This is a genomic window from Prosthecobacter dejongeii (assembly GCF_014203045.1).
In the GTDB taxonomy this organism is placed as follows: domain Bacteria; phylum Verrucomicrobiota; class Verrucomicrobiia; order Verrucomicrobiales; family Verrucomicrobiaceae; genus Prosthecobacter; species Prosthecobacter dejongeii.
The window spans coordinates 303,605-320,277 of the sequence record NZ_JACHIF010000003.1; the positions used below are offsets into that span (position 1 = coordinate 303,605).

At 60.0% G+C, this 16,673-nt stretch carries 10 protein-coding genes; 6 read left to right on the forward strand and 4 right to left on the reverse strand.

Annotated elements, in window-relative coordinates:
• Window positions 1-6: 6 nt before the first annotated feature.
• Together nrfD and HNQ64_RS09130 are read left to right on the forward strand one after the other, a co-directional pair.
• Window positions 7-1,485: an NrfD/PsrC family molybdoenzyme membrane anchor subunit gene (gene nrfD / locus HNQ64_RS09125; RefSeq protein ID WP_184207730.1), complete on the forward strand. Its 1,479-nt coding sequence runs from the start codon at window positions 7-9 to the stop codon at window positions 1,483-1,485.
• Window positions 1,486-1,519: 34 nt separating this feature from the next.
• Window positions 1,520-2,119: a quinol:electron acceptor oxidoreductase subunit ActD gene (locus HNQ64_RS09130; protein WP_184207732.1), complete on the forward strand. Its 600-nt coding sequence runs from the start codon at window positions 1,520-1,522 to the stop codon at window positions 2,117-2,119.
• A 700-nt stretch (window positions 2,120-2,819) separates the two neighbouring features.
• On the opposite strand, the gene HNQ64_RS09135 is transcribed toward HNQ64_RS09130, so the two are convergent.
• The gene (locus HNQ64_RS09135) at window positions 2,820-3,566 is read right to left on the reverse strand and encodes an MIP/aquaporin family protein (protein WP_184207734.1); all 747 of its coding nucleotides are present in this window, start codon (window positions 3,564-3,566) and stop codon (window positions 2,820-2,822) included.
• Between the two features lie 1,163 nt (window positions 3,567-4,729).
• On the opposite strand from HNQ64_RS09135, the gene HNQ64_RS09140 reads away from it, so the two are divergent.
• The 3 genes from HNQ64_RS09140 to HNQ64_RS09150 all read left to right on the forward strand — a co-directional run bounded on the left by HNQ64_RS09140 (window position 4,730) and on the right by HNQ64_RS09150 (window position 7,792).
• Window positions 4,730-5,605, forward strand: a complete 876-nt coding sequence (locus tag HNQ64_RS09140) for a PEP-CTERM sorting domain-containing protein (protein ID WP_184207736.1) — start codon at window positions 4,730-4,732, stop codon at window positions 5,603-5,605.
• 737 nt (window positions 5,606-6,342) lie between these two features.
• A complete protein-coding gene (gene upp / locus HNQ64_RS09145; protein WP_184207738.1) occupies window positions 6,343-6,966 on the forward strand; it encodes a uracil phosphoribosyltransferase in 624 nt (207 codons plus the stop codon).
• Window positions 6,967-7,126: 160 nt separating this feature from the next.
• Window positions 7,127-7,792: a cyclic nucleotide-binding domain-containing protein gene (locus HNQ64_RS09150; protein WP_184207740.1), complete on the forward strand. Its 666-nt coding sequence runs from the start codon at window positions 7,127-7,129 to the stop codon at window positions 7,790-7,792.
• A gap of 849 nt (window positions 7,793-8,641) precedes the next feature.
• Here the strand turns inward: HNQ64_RS09150 and HNQ64_RS09155 are convergent.
• The 3 genes from HNQ64_RS09155 to HNQ64_RS09165 all read right to left on the reverse strand — a co-directional run bounded on the left by HNQ64_RS09155 (window position 8,642) and on the right by HNQ64_RS09165 (window position 14,791).
• On the reverse strand, window positions 8,642-10,066 hold the full coding sequence (locus tag HNQ64_RS09155) for a DUF1501 domain-containing protein (protein WP_184207742.1): 1,425 nt from the start codon (window positions 10,064-10,066) through the stop codon (window positions 8,642-8,644).
• A 559-nt stretch (window positions 10,067-10,625) separates the two neighbouring features.
• Complete coding sequence (locus tag HNQ64_RS09160) at window positions 10,626-13,649, reverse strand: PSD1 and planctomycete cytochrome C domain-containing protein (RefSeq protein ID WP_246430996.1); 3,024 nt, start codon at window positions 13,647-13,649, stop codon at window positions 10,626-10,628.
• A 365-nt stretch (window positions 13,650-14,014) separates the two neighbouring features.
• A complete protein-coding gene (locus HNQ64_RS09165) occupies window positions 14,015-14,791 on the reverse strand; it encodes an RluA family pseudouridine synthase (protein ID WP_246430997.1) in 777 nt (258 codons plus the stop codon).
• Window positions 14,792-14,850: 59 nt separating this feature from the next.
• Between HNQ64_RS09165 and HNQ64_RS09170 the strand changes: the two genes are divergently transcribed.
• Window positions 14,851-16,488: a DUF1549 domain-containing protein gene (locus HNQ64_RS09170; RefSeq protein ID WP_184207744.1), complete on the forward strand. Its 1,638-nt coding sequence runs from the start codon at window positions 14,851-14,853 to the stop codon at window positions 16,486-16,488.
• The last annotated feature ends 185 nt before the right edge of the window (window positions 16,489-16,673 follow it).

Here is a 16,673-nt window from a genome sequence, read left to right on the forward strand (position 1 = left end):
GGAACCATGGAAGCCACCGCTACCACTCACTCAACGGAAGCCCACACTGGCCCCGCTCGCATCCTGGATCGCGAGCCTCTGGTGCTGAACAACCGTTCCTACTCCTGGATCACCAACCGCATTTGCGGGATCGTGGAAAACAAGCAGCCCATGCTATGGTGGGTGCTGTTTGTTCCTTCCGTCCTGCTGACGCTGCTCACGGTGTTCTGCTTCACTTACCTCATCTCCACCGGTGTCGGTGTTTGGGGTCAGAAGCAGCCTGTCGCTTGGGCTTGGGACATCACGAACTTCGTGTTCTGGATCGGTATCGGCCACGCTGGCACCCTTATCTCCGCCATTCTTTTCCTAACTCGTCAGAAGTGGCGTACGTCGGTGAACCGAGCGGCTGAGGCCATGACCATCTTCGCGGTGATGTGCGCCGGTCTATTCCCGGCCTTCCACGTCGGTCGTGTTTGGATGGTGTGGTTCCTGGCTCCGATCCCGAATGCCAACGCCGTCTGGCAGAACTTTAAGTCGCCGCTTCTTTGGGACGTGTTCGCCGTGTCCACCTACTTCACGGTGTCCGCCGTGTTCTGGTTCCTCGGTTTGGTGCCTGACTTGGCTACTCTCCGTGACCGCTGCAAGCCTGGCCTTCGCAAGACCCTTTACGGCATCTTCTCCCTGGGCTGGCGCGGTGCCAACCGTCACTGGAGCCACTATGAAACGGCTTACATGCTGTTGGCCGCGCTCTCCACTCCGCTGGTGCTTTCCGTGCACTCCGTGGTGTCCTTCGACTTCGCCACCTCCATTGTTCCTGGCTGGCACACCACCATCTTCCCGCCTTACTTCGTGGCTGGTGCTATCTTCGGCGGCTTCGCCATGGTGCTCACGCTCATGATCCCGGTCTCGAAGATCTATGGCCTGGGTGACCTCATCACGCCGAAGCACATTGATAACATGGCCAAGATCATCCTGCTCACAGGAACGATCGTCGGATACGCTTACTGCATGGAGTTCTTCATCGCTTACTACGGTGCGAACAAGTATGAGCTTCAGACCTTCCAGCTTCGCGGTCTTTACGGTCCTTCCACCTGGGCTTACTACTTCATGTTCGGGTTCAACGTGTTTGCTCCTCAGCTCTTCTGGTATCGCCCCTTCCGCCACAATCTCTGGGTCGTCATGTTTGTCTGCATGTGCGTGAATGCCGGCATGTGGTTTGAGCGTTACGTCATCATCGCCACCACGCTGGAGCGCCACCTCACCCCTGGTTCCTGGCGTGTGTATGAGGCGACTTGGGTGGATAAATACACCTTCCTTGGCACCTTCGGCCTGTTCATGATGCTGTTCTTGTTGTTCCTGCGTTTCCTGCCTGTCATCGCTATCGGTGAAGTCAAGGGCGTGCTGCCTCAGTCCAATCCTCATGCGAGCGATCACGACGAGAAGGGCATCCAGGAGGAGGACCTCATGAACTACTCCGACCGCCACGTGGCCAAGACCGTCGCCTGATGCGGATTTCAAATTTCACCTTTTTAAATCCATCGTGAGCACCACCCTCAAAAGAGTACACGGCTTCCTCGCTGAATTCGACAGCGTTCAGGATCTCTATCATGCCGCCGAGCATGTCCGCGATGCTGGCTACCAGCGCTGGGATGTGCATACGCCGTTTCCGATTCACGGCATGGACCATGCCATGGGCGTGAAACGCTCCAAGCTGCCTTACTTCGTCTTTTTCGGCGGGATGACCGGCACTTGTGTGGCCTTTACCCTTCAGACCCTTACCCAGACCACTTTTTGGTCGGACATTGGTTTCGGATTCCTTCAGACCTTGGCTGAAACGTACCCCACCGTCGTGCAGGCCAAGCCCACTCACATCTGGACGCTGCCTGCGTTCTTCCCAGTGATGTTCGAGCTGACGATTCTATTCTCCGCATTCACGGTGCTTTTCGGCCTGCTCTCCATGATCGGCCTGCCACGTTTGAATCACCCCCTGTTTGTCTCCAAGCGTTTCGCTAAGTTCTCCGATGATGGCTTCTTTGTCTGCATCGAAGCTCGCGATCCCAAGTTCTCCCAAGAAGGCACCAAGTCCTTTCTTGAGAAGCTCGGTGGCAAAAACATCGAACTGGTGGAAGACGATATCTAGTCTAGCCGCCCTTTTATAATCACCTTCCTCGCAGCCCATCATTCGATGGGCTGTTTGGTTTTTGGGTGCTGGAGTCTTTCGATTCAGCCCCTGTCCTTCCCCCATTCCTATTGCGGCCGGTTTTAGGTCGCCTTAGTCGTGCACTGGTTGTCAAAAACGTTGTCAGAAAAAGAGTGGGCATAAGCTTAGAATGGCCGCCAAGAGACAGTGCTGTCCCAAACTGCGTTAATGAACTCTGGTCTAAAAGTGCAGTAGCCATAAGGGGGAGGTTTTTGCGTCTCGATAGGGCGAGGCTGATACGTGCCGCTAGCACCAGTATGTTTTGGTGAAATGGTGCGCTTCGGGTGCAGGCTTGAATCTTCAGGGGGGCGGTAAGGTTTCCTCCCTCCAGTCATTCCGCCGCTGTCTTGGGATAGGTTGTAAGGCCAAACAAACAGCTCCTGGAGTTTCGCCAAGAGGCGAGACTCAGCTCATGAGATCCCATCGCCATCGGGCCAACGCCTGTGTATTCCATGGGGACAGCTATCGCACGCGAGCAAAGACCGATTTCCAAAAGATTGTCCGAATGAAAAGGTGGATGCTGTGGGATCAATGGCAAAGCAAAAACACAGGCTGCTCCTTTGAGGATAACTGCCAATCGAAAACCATTGCCTATCGTCCCGCTTCGCCGCCGCTTTTCGGGCAAGATTTTGGAAACGACCTAATGCTGCAAGGTGGGGACGAACCACAGGGCCTGGTAGAGGAGGGCACCCGCGATGCCGCCCAGGATGGGGCCTAAGACGGGGATCCAGGCGTAGGCCCAGTCGCTGCTACCTTTGCCTGAGATGGGCAGGAGGGCGTGAGCCAGGCGGGGGGCAAGATCGCGCGCGGGGTTGATGGCGTAGCCCGTGGGACCGCCGAGGGACAGGCCAATGGACCAGACGAGGATGCCCACCAGGGCAGGGGAGAAAGCTTTGTCAAAGCCAGTGCCGGGCACGAGGTTTTCTGGCGTCAGGATGGCGAGCAGGCCGATCACGAGCATGGCGCTGCCGATGGCTTCACAAAGGAGGTTGGAGATGGGGTGGCGGATGGCGGGTGTGGTGCAGAAAGCCGCGTGTTTGGCCCCGGCATCTGGCGTGACTTTCCAGTGCGGTAGGTAGGCTAGCCAGACGAGAACGGCCCCTAGAAAGCCCCCCAGCATCTGCGCGGCCAGGTAACTGGGAACCAAGGCCCAGTCGAACTTGCCAATGCTGGCCATGGCCAGGGTGACGGCGGGGTTCAGGTGCGCACCACTGATGGCACTGGTGCAATAAACGGCGATGGTGACAGCAAAGGCCCACCCAGCCGTGATGACGATCCAGCCGCCGTTGTTCCCCTTCGTCTGACCGAGCACGACGTTGGCGACGACGCCGTTTCCGAGGAGAACCAGGATAAGGGTGCCGAGGACTTCGGCAAGGAAGGAGGACATGGCAGGTGGAGGTTGGGATGGGGAAACGCGTATTTCCTACACCGTTCTATCGGGATACGAGATAAAGGACAAGCGCAGAAGCAGGGCTGGACCGGGAAAGCCCGTGACAAGTCTGACGCTGTGGTGATGCATCTTTCGATGGTTCAATCGAGCTATCGCTTCTACAGCCTAACAAAAAGTAAGTTCATGAGAAGGCCTGGCAAAGGGGACACCTATGCATGGTTCAATAGCGATTTTCAGCCTCCGCACTCTCTTAGTAGTGCCCTTTGGGGGCCTTCATGAAACAGCCATCTTAGATCAAACATCCTGCCTGGGTCGGCTCGTCCAGCGTCCAGTTCAGGACGCACTTTCTTACGCTCTGCGCCTGCTGTGCCTGCCGAAATTGCATCTCATAGATGACCATAAGAGCCTCTCATAAAAAGAACCGAACCGTGATGATTTTCAGAGGATTAATGGGGGTTTAGAAACTTAAGAAAAAAAGGAAAATAAAGCCTTTATTGCCTAGCAGATTTGAGCCTGTTTAATTTTCATGCTCCTTTGGCTGTTTTTATGCTTCCATCTCCTTGCAAGTTGCAAAAATCCGATCCTATGGAGCTTGATGAGGGGTTTCCTCGCAAGGATCTTGACGATTTTCTTCCTCAGGCCTGTTCAATGTAGGGGCTTTAGAGACGTGAGGGAGATGCGCAAACGCGTGACTGCCCTGTATTCAGGGGCTCTTAGCTCACGATTTTCTAGATTTATTTAAGCCGTCAGCAGCTTTTCAGGTGCAAAATCCCTGCAAGCAGAAGTTTTGAATGAGTTAAAAATCCAATAAAATTCATAAGTGGGATATTCAGGTTCTAAGCACGATCGTGCAAATCAAAAGACAGTACTAGGCATCTAGACCCCCCAGGTTGAGAACTGAAGGGGAAGAAAAACCAAGATCTCAATCTTCTGAGAATCAAGGTTTTGCAGATTTAAACTGCAAGAGGAAAATCAGGAATTTTTCTGTTACTCGTTTTCAAAAGCTAGTATTAAACATGTATTAAATATAAGGAATGTATTTGTTTATTCTAGATAAACCTTAACATTATTCTTACATAAACGATTGTAAAGCGTGGCGATTATGGTGGTAATGTTGTATCCGGTTATTGCAGTCATTGCAGAATCATCAACTCACCCTTATGAAACCGCTCACATGCTCCCCTCGAGGCTGTGCCCGTTCTTCCTTCGTGAAGCTGGCCCTAGGTCTCGTTTTGGCCTCTTCAGGTCTGGTTCAGGCGCAAAGCTTGATCTCGTCTTCGGATTTTTTTAATCCTGACTTTGAGGCTCGCCGCCCCGGTGCAGGGGGTGTCATCGCCCTCACGGTAGATACCACGCTCTACAATCCCGGTTCACAGTCCGCAGGGAACGTCACCTGGACACATCAGTCCGGTGGCCTGGTGCAGGCAGGGATCTCACTCGTGGCGGATGTCCAGCTCGCTGCTTACACGCAGACGATTGGGAACTCGCTGGTCTTTGGGCGAGATTTGGATGTGAACCTGCTAAGTCTGCCCGATCTCGGGGGGCTGCTCACCGGCACGGTGAATAGCGTCACGGGAGCCAGTGCCATCAATAGTTGGGACTCCTCCGCCACGGTGGCTAACCTGTCCCTTAGTGAAGGGGTGCTGTATTCCGCCAGTTTCAATGTGGCCTCCGGTGCGGGGTTGAACCTCGCGGCGCTCAGTGCGGCGAATTTCTCCCTTCTGAGTGGCGGCATTCCCATTGAGAATATTAACGCGGTGGAAACGCTGAATGTGCTGAATCTGCTGACCATCGGCGGGGGATTGGCCACCATTGATTTCCAGTTCTATGCGCCTGCCGGTGCGGATGACCTGACGTTTGAATTCGATGCCGCCACGGTCGCGAACGTGAACCTTCTGGGGACCATCACAGATAACCAGACGGTGCTGTCGTTTACCAACTTCTCCGTGGCTCCGGTACCTGAGCCCGGCAGTCTGGCCCTGGCCGCTGTGGGTTTCATGGTCATCCTACGCCGCCGCCGCCCTTGTGGGGTCTGAGGGGAGGATCACTCTCTTGCTGAAGGAAAATAAAAAGGTCAGGGAGAATTCTCCCTGACCTTTTTCTTTTTGGGGAATCGGGCCGCGCCAGCCAGTACAGGATGAATCACTCTCCGTGTGATGCGTCCACCCCAACTTATCTTGGACGGGCCCATTGGTCTTCCACCTCAAAAGCCTGCAAGCGCGACGCCCCCACGTTCCCAAAACCGTCCCGCGTACGGGACAAGACTACAACGCACGGAACCGCTCGCTTCGACGTCTGCATACCCCGCCCTGGAAGGGCGAAAGCGGGCAGCCGGGGGGGAAGGTGCGCAGCACCGAGAACCCCCGGTCTCGCGAATCACTCCAAACGCCTTTTAAGGAGGCGTCCTGGAGGGACGCGAGAAAGGCCCGCCAGCCCCTGGACCTCGGCTTGATTGGGGGGGGGGCACGCTTCTCGCGCCCCTCCAGGGCGCGGCGGGTGTGGACGCGTTATTTGTTAGGCGACCGGGGGTTCCCGCTCGCCAAGCCTCGCTCCACCCCCGGCTACCTTCCGTCGCCCCTCCAGGGCGGGCCGCACCCGCCAGGACAATATCCATCACTCTCCGAGTGATGCGTCCGCTCCAAGACGTCTCGTCCGGCCCCATCGGTCTTCCACGTCAAAAGCCTGCGAGCACAGCACCGCTATTTCACTTCCCGTTAGACCACCAAGTGAAGTCTTCGTTGCCAGGGGCGGGCAGCGCGCCCAGTTTGGCGGCATGATTTCTCCCGTTATCGTCGTGCATCCGCTGGCTCAGATCCACCTCACGGAGCTGCGCCGTCAGCACACGTCCTGCGGGCAGTTCCGCTGGCACTTGCAGCGCCTGGCAGAGATCCTTTTCACGGAGGCCACCCGCAGTCTGGCCACCGCCCCTGTCCGCGTGCAGACGCCGCTGGTGGAGACGGCGGGCAGTGCCTTTGCGCGGTCGGTGGTGCTGGTGCCCATCCTGCGCGCGGGACTGGGCCTGCAGGAGGCCATTTTACCCTTGGTGCCTGAGGCCACGGTGGCGCATGTGGGCATCGCGCGGGATGAAGCCACCGCTCTGCCCATGCCCTATTATGCCAAGCTGCCCGCCGTGCTGAAAGAGGCCGATGTCTTTTTGCTGGACCCCATGCTGGCCACGGGCGGCAGTGCGTGCAGTGCCGTCACCCAACTGAAAGAGGCCGGGGCCACGCGCATCACACTCATCTGTGTGGTCAGTTGCCCCCAGGGCCTACAGGCTCTGGCCGCCCAGCACCCGGATGTCACTGTGGTCACCGCTGCGGTGGACCCAGGGCTGAATGAGCGCAGCTACATCGTCCCTGGTCTGGGGGATGCAGGAGATCGCTGCTTCGGCACCTGAGCGAGCCTGTGGGCACGAGGTTGCCAAAAAAAAAGCGGGCATCCCCAGCCCAAATCCGCCCGCTAGCGTTCATCGCCCGTTCAGGGGACAAAAAAGTTGCGTTTGCATGGGGATTGCTCTGTTCATCTCCGCCGAGACGTGAAATAGTCTCCAGCATTCCATGAAAGAGTATGCCTACATTCACGAGGAAGGCCAGTTGCCAGCACCGCTCAGTTCGGTGCCATTCCTCAACAGTTTTACGGAGGATCAGTTGGACGAAGTGCTGAATTCCTCCAGCCTGCTCCAGTGTGATGCGGGTGATATCATCATTCGCGAGGGCACCATCGACTCTCGCATCTACATCCTGCTCAATGGCGAGCTGGAGGTGAAAGTGGCCGGTAAAAAAGTGGCCTCCATTGCTCGTGTGGGCGATGTTTTTGGCGAACTAGCCCTGGTGAATCAGGACAAGCGTGCCGCCTCTGTCATCGCCGGTAGTCGGGCCTTGTGCCTGGCGGTGGACCAGAAATTCCTCCAGGACATCCACCCGCGCGAGGAAGATCCGGCCTTCCACGCGGCCTTGTTTGAATTTGTCGCCCGTCTGGTGGCGAAGAAGCTGGATGCCACCTCCCGCCGCCTGGCAGAACTGGAAAAAGAACTGCGCGCCCTCAAAGGAGAGCCTGCTCCTGAGGCCCCCCAGGTCACGCTGGCGGAGACCCTGCCCCCTGTGCAGGTCAAAGCTACCCCGAAAACGGCGGCGAAGCCAGCCGCCAAGCCCACGGCAAAAGCGGCGAAATCCCGCGCCAAGGCCCCTCCCGCCAAGAAAAAGAAAGCGCTCGCCCGCCATTAAACTGCTACGTGGTTTCCGCCTAGCTGCATGGGTGGCCGTCCCACCTCAGCACCCGTCGCCAGTGCTGGGGAATGAGTGCGCTTTTGGTTAGAGCGGTTTGAAAAATGATGTGGCCGCGTCGGTTCGGCGTGAATTTCTAGGCCGTTCATACCTCGTTCGCCCTCTCATCCCGAGCTTCCAAAGCGCGTTCCCTCTCCCCAGGAACTGGGGGATGAGGCCAAGGTGAGGGGGTGGTCGCAGCACGCAGAACCTCGTTCGCAAGAAGGTGCCCTTTTCTCTCAAACGACTCCTCTGTACTCCAGCCCCGAGACCATTCCACAGCCCCTCACCCCTGGCCCTGCTCCCCGCAAGCGGGGCGAGGGGGGATGTCTTTTCGACTCCGTCCACGGAAGACCAAACCAACTTCCTTCGCTCGGAATCAGTCCTCGTTCGCCCTTGTATTCGGAGCTTCCAAAGCGCGTTCCCTCTCCCCACGCAAGCGCGTTCCCTCTCCCCGCGCTTGCGTGGGGAGAGGCCAAGGTGAGGGGGTGGTCGCAGCACGCAAAACCTCGTTCGCAAGAAGGTGCCTTTTCCAAAAACGACACCTTTGCCCTCCACCTCCAAGAGCCCTCGCCCGCCCTGCTTCCCGTTTGCAGGGAGCAGGAACGCATTTTTGGAAGCACGGGATGGAACGGGCGGACGGAGGTTTCTCGCGCCTCTCCAGGGCGCTCTGCGTTTGACGCGTTTTTGGTTATTCCGTGTCCGGGGGTTCTCGCTCGCCAAGCCTCGCTGCACCCCCGGCTACCCTCTTTCGCCCCTCCAGGGCGGGGGCACTGGGTCTCCCGTCAACGGAGTCAAAAAGACCTCCCCCTACGCGATGAGTTTATCGATCACCTGACCGCCAAACTGGCTGAGCTGTTTGAAACGACCCGCGTGGTAAAAGGTGAGCTTGTTGTCATCCAGCCCCAGCAGGCGCAGGAGGGTCACGTGGACATCGCGCACGTGGTGGACTTCTTCGATGGCCTCCATGCCGCGATCATCCGTCGCGCCGATGGTGTGTCCCGCTTTGACGCCGCCTCCGGCGAACCACATCGTCATGGCCTTGGGGTTGTGATCCCGCCCATACTGGGTGCCGCCGCGCACGCCATTGTCCGGCGTGCGGCCAAATTCGCCACACCAGACGATGAGGGTATCCTCCAGCAGACCGCGTTGTTTGAGATCGGCGATCAGCGCGGCGATGGGTTGATCCACCTGCCGGATGAGGTTGCCATGAGCGCGCTCGATGTAGTCGTGACTGTCCCAGGTGCCAGCGTAGAGCTGCACAAAGCGCACGCCCTTTTCCACCAGCTTGCGCGCCAGCAGGCACTTGCGGCCAAAGGCATCCGTGGCGTCTTGCCCCATGCCGTACATCGTTTTCGTCGCGGCATCTTCCTTTTCCAGGTCAATGACCTCGGGCACCTGCATCTGCATGCGAAAGGCCAGCTCGTAGTTATTCATGCGCGCCTTCAGCTCGTCATGCCAGGGATGGTTGTTGACATGCTTTTGGTTAAGCTGAGTCAGCAGGTCCAGGTTCGCCCGCTGGTGCTGGGGGGAGATGCCGGGGGGCGGCTGCAGATCCAGCACGGGGCTGCCTTTAGGCCGGAGGGGCGTACCTTGGAAGTCGGCAGGCAGGTAGCCATTGCCCCAGTTCGCACTGCCGCCTTGCGGGTAGCTGATCTCTGGCAGGACGACAAAGCCGGGCAGGTCCTGATTCACCGAGCCCAGCCCATACGAGACCCAGGCCCCCAGGGCGGGATCTCCGCCAAAGCGGTTGCCACAGTTCATCTGGTACATGGCCGTGGGGTGATTCACGCTATCCACCTGGCAGCCGCGGTAAAAGCACAGCTCGTCCGCCACCTTCGCCAGGTGCTGCCACGGCTCGCTCATCCAGGCACCGCTTTGGCCATGCTGGGCAAATTTAAAGGGGCTGCGCACGTAGTAGCGTTTGCCACTTTCCATGGCGGATTTCATCGCGCCCTCGCGCACAAATTCCTTCAGGTGCAGCTTCTCCAGCGCTGGTTTCGGATCGAAGCAATCAATGTGACTCGGCCCGCCCTCCATCATGAGGAAGATGCAGTTTTTGGCCCTGGCCGGGACCTGCTGCGGCTTGGGGGCCAGAGGGCTGCGGGCCTCCGCCGCCAGGAGGGACGTCAGCGCCACACTGCCCAGGGAGGTGCCCAGACCATAGACAAACTCGCGCCGCGTCGGCGCATGCAGCGCCCGCGCTCCGGCACAGGGAAAGAGAGGGGAGTTCATGGGGTGGGTGCAGTCTCCCGTCTTCAACGCTACGAATGTCTAAAAGAGACAGATTTTTCTGAAATTTTTTTGGATGTCCCGTAAACCTTGCCCACAGAAAGAGCGGATGGGATTAAGTATGCCTGAATGGACTCCTTGTATGGCGATGAAGTATCCTTTGTTAGGCGTGTGGATTCCTTTTTTAAGATCGCTCAAGATTAAAAAGAGCGCCAAAAATCAACATAGCTGTTCCCCGCCTTTCGTCCTGGAAGGACGTGAGCCCATAGCCGGGGGTGGCGCGAGGGACGAGCAAAACCCCCGGTGAGAGAAAATGTTCGGCATCAGCCAATCAGGCGTCCTGGAAGGACGCGAGAAAGGTCGCCGGCCCCCTCAGACTCCGCAGTGGGAAAAGGCGGGCATGGAGAGCGAGCGACCTTTCTCGCCTCCCTCCAGGAGGCCCCTCTAATAGGGAGTGTTTGCATCCCGTTCGTCCGGGGGTTCTCGGCGGCTGCGCCACCTCCACCCCCGGCTATTGGCTTTCGTCCCTCCGGGACGAGAAGAATGGGCAGTTCAAACCGGCTCAATACACATACGCAAACTCGTTGGAATTCAGCAGCACCAGGCACACATCCGCCAGGGCGCGGGTGCGGGCATCCACAGCGGCGGGTTGCAGATCAGGCACGAAGTCGGCGTAGGCGGGCAGTTTTTCCTGAAAGCTGAATTTCTCTCCGGTGTTCTCCTCCACGGCCTCGCGGGTGATCTCCAGCGGCGGCGGCTGGGTGGTGAAGGTGAGGGCCTGTTGCTTCACCTCCATGGCCTGCCAGTGGGTCGTGCAGGCGGTCTTTTCCTCAGCGGTTGGGGCGCGGCCATAGGCCAGGGCAAACACGCGGCTCAGGGCATCGGCAGGCTGGTCTTTTAAAGCGCGATGGGCCAGCGCCAGTGCGCGGTCATACGCGGCCTGGCCATTGAACAGGCTGAAGACCTGTGGCGTCACGGTGGAGACCTCGCGGGCCTCGCAGGAAAAGTCGGGGCCGGGTTCATTGAACACCTCCATGAAGGGATCCCGCACGCCGCGAATTTTCAGCGCATACAGGCTGCGGCGGTGCCGCTGAGCGGGCAGGGGATTTGGCACCCAGGCCGCAGCAAAGGTGCCCATGACCTGGCGCGGCTGCATGGCCACTTCCCGGTGGATTTCTGGGCGATTCGGGATGCCGCCCAGCGTGGGGTTCAGCTCGCCCGTGACTTTCAGCATCGTGTCTCGCAGCTCCTCAGCGGTGAGGCGGCGTGGTTTGAAAACGGCGTAGGCAGCCTCCATTTCTTCACGGGTGAGGGAGGCTGCATTGAGAGGAGCGTGGACACTGCTGTCCGCCGGCTGGGGAATGTCCCCCTCGGCACTCCGCCGGTAGGCCGCGCTGCTCATGATGAGGCGATGCATTTCTTTTAGGCTCCAGCCCTTTTCCACCAGGGTCGCGGCCAGCCAGTCCAGCAGCTCCGGGTGCGTGGGTTTTTTGCCCGTGCTGCCAAAGTTATTGGGGTTCCCCGCCAGCGCCTGCCCGAAGTGCCAGAGCCACAGCCGATTCACGATCGTGCGGGTGGTGAGAGGGTTGTCCGCACGGGCGATCCAGGCCGCCAGGGCGCTGCGGCGGCCCTCCACTTCTGCGGGGATCTGGGCCTGCACCTGCGCGGTTTCAAAGAGGGCCGTCAGCACTCCCGGCTGCACCGGCGTGGTGGGTGAAAAGGGATCTCCCCCGCCCAGGATGGCTGTTTGCTCCAGCTCGCCTGCGGTCAGCCGATCCTGCGGCACGCGCAGCGGCTGGTTCACACTGGTCATCGTCGGCGTGCGGCCATTGTAAACGCTGAAGGCATAGGGTTCGTAGCGTTCCATCTCCCACTTCAGGCGCTCCAGTCCCTTGCGGGCCACGCGCTCATTTCCGAAGTCCACGGGCTGAAAACCGACCAATTTGGGCGGATACTGATCCTCCGGCAGGCCTTGCTTTTGCAGGCTGTTACGGGCCAGATCATACACACCCACGAAGTTCCGTGCCTTGCCCTTACCACCTTGGCCAGGACCTTTCTTCGCACCCCCGTTTTGCATCGTTGCACGGGCTGCCGCCACAGCTTGGTCCCAGGCTTGGCGATCCAGCTTTTTCTCCGCATACCACTTTTCTGCGTTGACGAGCATTTGGTTATCCAGTTTGCGCAGCACGTTCACGTGCTCGGCATAACGCTGCTCCAGATACTGGCGTTCTTCGAAGCCTGCGGTGTTTTCTAAGGGGAGAAACGGCGCGGGGCGTTCGGCCAATTGCGTGCTGCTAAAGCAGGCCTGAATGGCATAATAATCATGCGTGGGCACGGGATCGAATTTGTGATCGTGGCAGCGCGCGCATTGCAGCGAGTGGGCCAGAAAGGTCTCGCCCACGCTGTTGGTCACATCATCTAGGAAGCGCTGTCGGGCCACCTTGGCCACTTCCATGCCAGTCAGTTCCCACGGCCCCATCCGCAGAAAGCCCGTGGCGATGAGGCCTTCCGAAGTGGGGCGGGCACTCTTGCCGGCCTGTGCGGTATTCGCCACCATCTCATCGCCCGCGATCTGTTCTTGGATAAACTGATCGTAGGGCTTGTCGGCATTGAAGCTGCGCACCACGTAGTCGCGGTAGCGCCAGGCATTGCCGCGCTCGTAATCATTGGCAAAACCGCTGCTGTCTGCGTAGCGCGCCACATCCAGCCAGTGCCGCGCCATGCGCTCGCCATAGTGGGGTGAGTCTAACAAACGATCAATCAGTTGGGTGTAGGTCGCCTCCACATCGGTCGTGGTCTTCATCGCCAGCTCAAAAGCATGCACCTCCTCCGGCGTGGGCGGCAGGCCGATGAGGTCAAAGGTGGCGCGGCGAATGAAAGTGCGCGCATCCGCTGCCGGGGCCGGTTTCAGCCCCGTGGGCAGATGCAGGGAAAGCAGGGCATCAATCGGGTGCGGGGCGGTGACGGGCGGCGTGGGCTTTTTCACCGGTTGGTAACCCCACAGCGCGGCGGCTGGGTAACGGCGATTTGCCCAGTCGGGCGAGAGCGCCCCCGTGGTCTTGATGATGAGTCCATCCTCCGCCTCCCAAGCTTTCGCGTGCACCTGGGCGATCTTTTGGCGCTGCGCCTCCTCCGGCCACGGCGCCCCCTGGGTGATCCAGGTTTTCAGCCACTCGCGTTGGGCTTCGGTGAGGGCATCCTTTTCCTTCGGCGGCATGGCCTCCCAGTCCTCATGGTCGCGGGTGGTGGCGAGGTAAAGCGGGCTGGCCTCCGGCTTTCCAAGGACCAGACTAGGCGTCTCACTGTCGCCCCCCTTCAGCGTGGCGGCCAGCGTGCGCATGTCCAGCCCACCTTTGATCTTCGCCTCGTCCTGCCCATGACAGGCCAGGCACTTTTCCTGAAACAAGGGCCACACCCGCCTAACAAAAAGTGCCTCCGCCTCCACCGCCGGAAGCGAAGGGGTGACGAGCAAAGTCAGCAGGGCGAGACGAAACAGCATGGCAAGGTAACGAAGATACGACGGCGACATTTCTTCTCGGTAGATCCAGTGGGTGGAATTTTTTTGGGCTTTCAGTACAGTATTCATCACTCTCCGAGTGATGCGTCCGCCCCAGGCCACCTTCGTCCGCCATGGAGCGCACGCGTCTCGCGTGCTGGGTTCTGCGTCCTCGCGGAACCCCGTTCTAACGCCCTCGTATGCTGAGGGGAGCGCGGACATTCGCTTCGCGGCTTCGCACTTGTCCGCAACGTTCGCCCCAGGCCTCCTTCGTCCGCTGGTTTGAGACCGAACAACCTCCGAGACAGAAAGTCAGGGTCGCAGCGCTCCCCATGTTTTAGAGGCGGGCAAGAGTGCCCACGCTCCTCTCCAGGGGCTTCCCCTCCCACTCCCCCACATCTAAATCCACGTCACCTTCAGCACACCGCACCCGGAGAGTGCAAACTCCCCCCCCTTCACAGCCACCGTTCCATCTCCACAGGCAGGGGCGCTTCCCAGACGTGATGGAAGTCGGGCGTGTGCACTTCCAGGCGGCTGGAGTGCAGGGCCTGGCGGGAAAAGTGCAGGCGCTTTTCCAGGTCCGGCGTCCAGCCGGTCTCGATGAAATCCAGGTAGCAGCGCTCATCCGCCCCGTAGATTTTATCGCCTAAAATCGGGTGGCCGAGGTGGGCCAGATGCACGCGGATCTGGTGCATGCGCCCCGTCACGGGGGAGGCCTCCACCAGCGCCAGCGGCCCCACCGTGGGGTGCTGCACGGTGCGCAGAAGGCGGAACCGCGTCTGACAGGCTGCGCCTTCGGGATGCACGAGCTGTTTCACCCAGATGGGCGAGTCCATGACCTCGCCTTTCCTCAAGATGGGCCCTTGGAAATCCAGCGTCTCCCACGCGGGCCAGCCGTGGACGAGGGCGAGGTAGGTTTTATGAAACTGGCGCTCCTGCATGGCGATGCCAAAACGCCGCGCCGCCGCTTGGGTCGTGGCCACCAGCACCGTGCCGGAAGTCTCACGATCCAGCCGATTGATGATGGAGATCTGCCCACCATTCGCCATCTCATAGGCCAGCAGTGCATTCAGACCATGCCATAGCGTCCACGTGCCATTGGGCGTGCTGGGATGGACCTGCAGGGGCGCGGGTTTGTCCACGACGATGTAGTCGTCGCTTTCGGCGAGGAGGGTGAAGTCAGGATTGACGGCGTGCAGCACGGGAACGGGAATGTAGCACAGGTGAGCCAAAGGCAGGCCAGCAAAACGAATGACGTCTAAGCAAATGTCCTTCGGGCCGTTTCATCCGCATGAGACGCCTCGCCTGCCTCGGGATCTTCCTCAGCCCCTGGGGCCTGAGTTTCAGCCACGCCGCCCCGCTGCCGGAAGCCGCCGTGCAGGCCGCTGCCCAGCGCCTGGATGCTGCGCTGGTGAAAGCGCGTGCGGAGGAGATGCAGCAGTCCCGCAGCCGAGATCCACAGCCACCGCTGCCGCCCCCAGCCAGCGCTGCCACCTTCCTGCGTCGCGCCTGCATTGACCTCGCCGGTCGCCTGCCCACGCCTGCGGAAGTGCGGCAGTTTTTAGCGGATGCCTCTCCTACCAAACGCGCACAGTGGGTGGATCGCCTGCTGGCTGAGCCTGGCGCTGCGGAGGTGCGCTTTCGGGATCTGGCCGAGGGCCTCCGCGTGCGCGATGACGTGGGTGGGCAATCTCAGGCCGCCCTCATCACGTGGCTGCGCCAAGCCGTGCGCGAAGACCTACCGTATAACACCCTGCTAGCCCAAGTACTACGCGCTCCCGGCCCGGCGGCCAGCGATCCCGCAGCCCACCTGCTGCCGCGCGATGGCGGCGACCTGCTGCGCGCCAGCACGGAGGTGGCCCGCGCCTTTTTAGGGGCGGACCTGCACTGCGCGCATTGTCATGATCATCCCTTTGCCGACTGGACCCAACGCCAGGCCTATGAATTTGCCAACTGCTTTGCTGACACCCCAGCCACCGGTCTGCGCCTGCCGCCTAACTACTCGTATGTCAATGGCAAGCCGGGCGATGCCGTGCCCGCCCGCTACCTACCCCTAACCAAAAGGATGCCCAGCGATGGCCGCCAGGCCCTGGACGCCCAGCCCGATCCCGCCCGCCCGCTGCGGGATCAACTGGCCCTCTGGTTCACCGGCCCGCAAAACGATCGCTTCGCCCAGATGGGCGGCCTGCGTCTGTGGCATCAGCTCTTTGGCCTGCCGTTTCAGTCCGGGCGCTCGCAAAGGTTCGAGGCTGAGCCGCGGCCCTGGCATTGCGTACTGACGCGTCATGGCTGCGCTGCCCCACCCACCTGGACGGTGCCTTCGTTGTATGAAGAGTTCGATGCCAGCCAGCCAGCCTTCCAGGTGGTGCGGGCCCTGGGCGTGGAGTTTCAACAGTGTGGTTACCGTCCGCGTGAGTTCCTGCGCATTCTCACGCGCACCACCGCTTATCATCGTGAGGCCCTGACTCAGGAACCCTGGCACGCCCTCGTTGCTGCCCCCCGTCTGCGCCGCCTGCCCCCTCTCGTTACCTGGGATGCCTGGGCACAAATGCTGCCGCCTGAGGATGCCGAAGCCCGCTCCAGCGCCCAAATGCCACAGGTGCCGAAGGCTGCGCATCCGCTCTTTTGGTTAGGCCAAGGCACCCGGGAATGGGCCGATGAAACTCGGCCTCTCATCTCCCACCAGCTCACCGGATTCATGATCGCCAGCCCGTTCATCGAGCGCGTGGCCACCTCCCCCCAGCTCCTGCGTGGCCCCGCCGAGCCCACCCAGCAGGTGGAGGATCTGTTTCTTCGCATCCTCAGTCGCCTGCCAGAAACAGCGGAGAAAAACGCCGCCCTCCAGCACCTCACCCAGCACCCACAATCCGGCCCACGCGACCTCGCCTGGGCGCTGCTGAACACCAGCGAGTTTCTGTTTGAGCCATAAGGGCTGGGGGATTCGGGCCTCACCAGCCAGTACAGTATTCATCACTCTCCGAGTGATGCGTCCGCCCCAAGAAGCCATCGTTCGCCCCAACCCGTCGCTGCTTGCGCCAGCAGGTGGTCTTTGATGGCCCCTCGGTCTTTCATGTCAAAAGCCAGTGAGCGCGACGCCCCTCACGCGCAGACCGT

Bases quoted from the DNA above. Each gene is read 5' to 3' on its own strand.
- HNQ64_RS09170 (WP_184207744.1), top strand. From the start codon at position 14,851: ATGAGACGCCTCGCCTGCCTCGGGATCTTCCTCAGCCCCTGGGGCCTG.
- HNQ64_RS09135 (WP_184207734.1), bottom strand. From the start codon at position 3,566: ATGTCCTCCTTCCTTGCCGAAGTCCTCGGCACCCTTATCCTGGTTCTC.
- upp (WP_184207738.1), top strand. From the start codon at position 6,343: ATGATTTCTCCCGTTATCGTCGTGCATCCGCTGGCTCAGATCCACCTC.
- HNQ64_RS09155 (WP_184207742.1), bottom strand. From the start codon at position 10,066: ATGAACTCCCCTCTCTTTCCCTGTGCCGGAGCGCGGGCGCTGCATGCG.
- HNQ64_RS09160 (WP_246430996.1), bottom strand. From the start codon at position 13,649: ATGAATACTGTACTGAAAGCCCAAAAAAATTCCACCCACTGGATCTAC.
- HNQ64_RS09140 (WP_184207736.1), top strand. From the start codon at position 4,730: ATGAAACCGCTCACATGCTCCCCTCGAGGCTGTGCCCGTTCTTCCTTC.
- nrfD (WP_184207730.1), top strand. From the start codon at position 7: ATGGAAGCCACCGCTACCACTCACTCAACGGAAGCCCACACTGGCCCC.
- HNQ64_RS09150 (WP_184207740.1), top strand. From the start codon at position 7,127: ATGAAAGAGTATGCCTACATTCACGAGGAAGGCCAGTTGCCAGCACCG.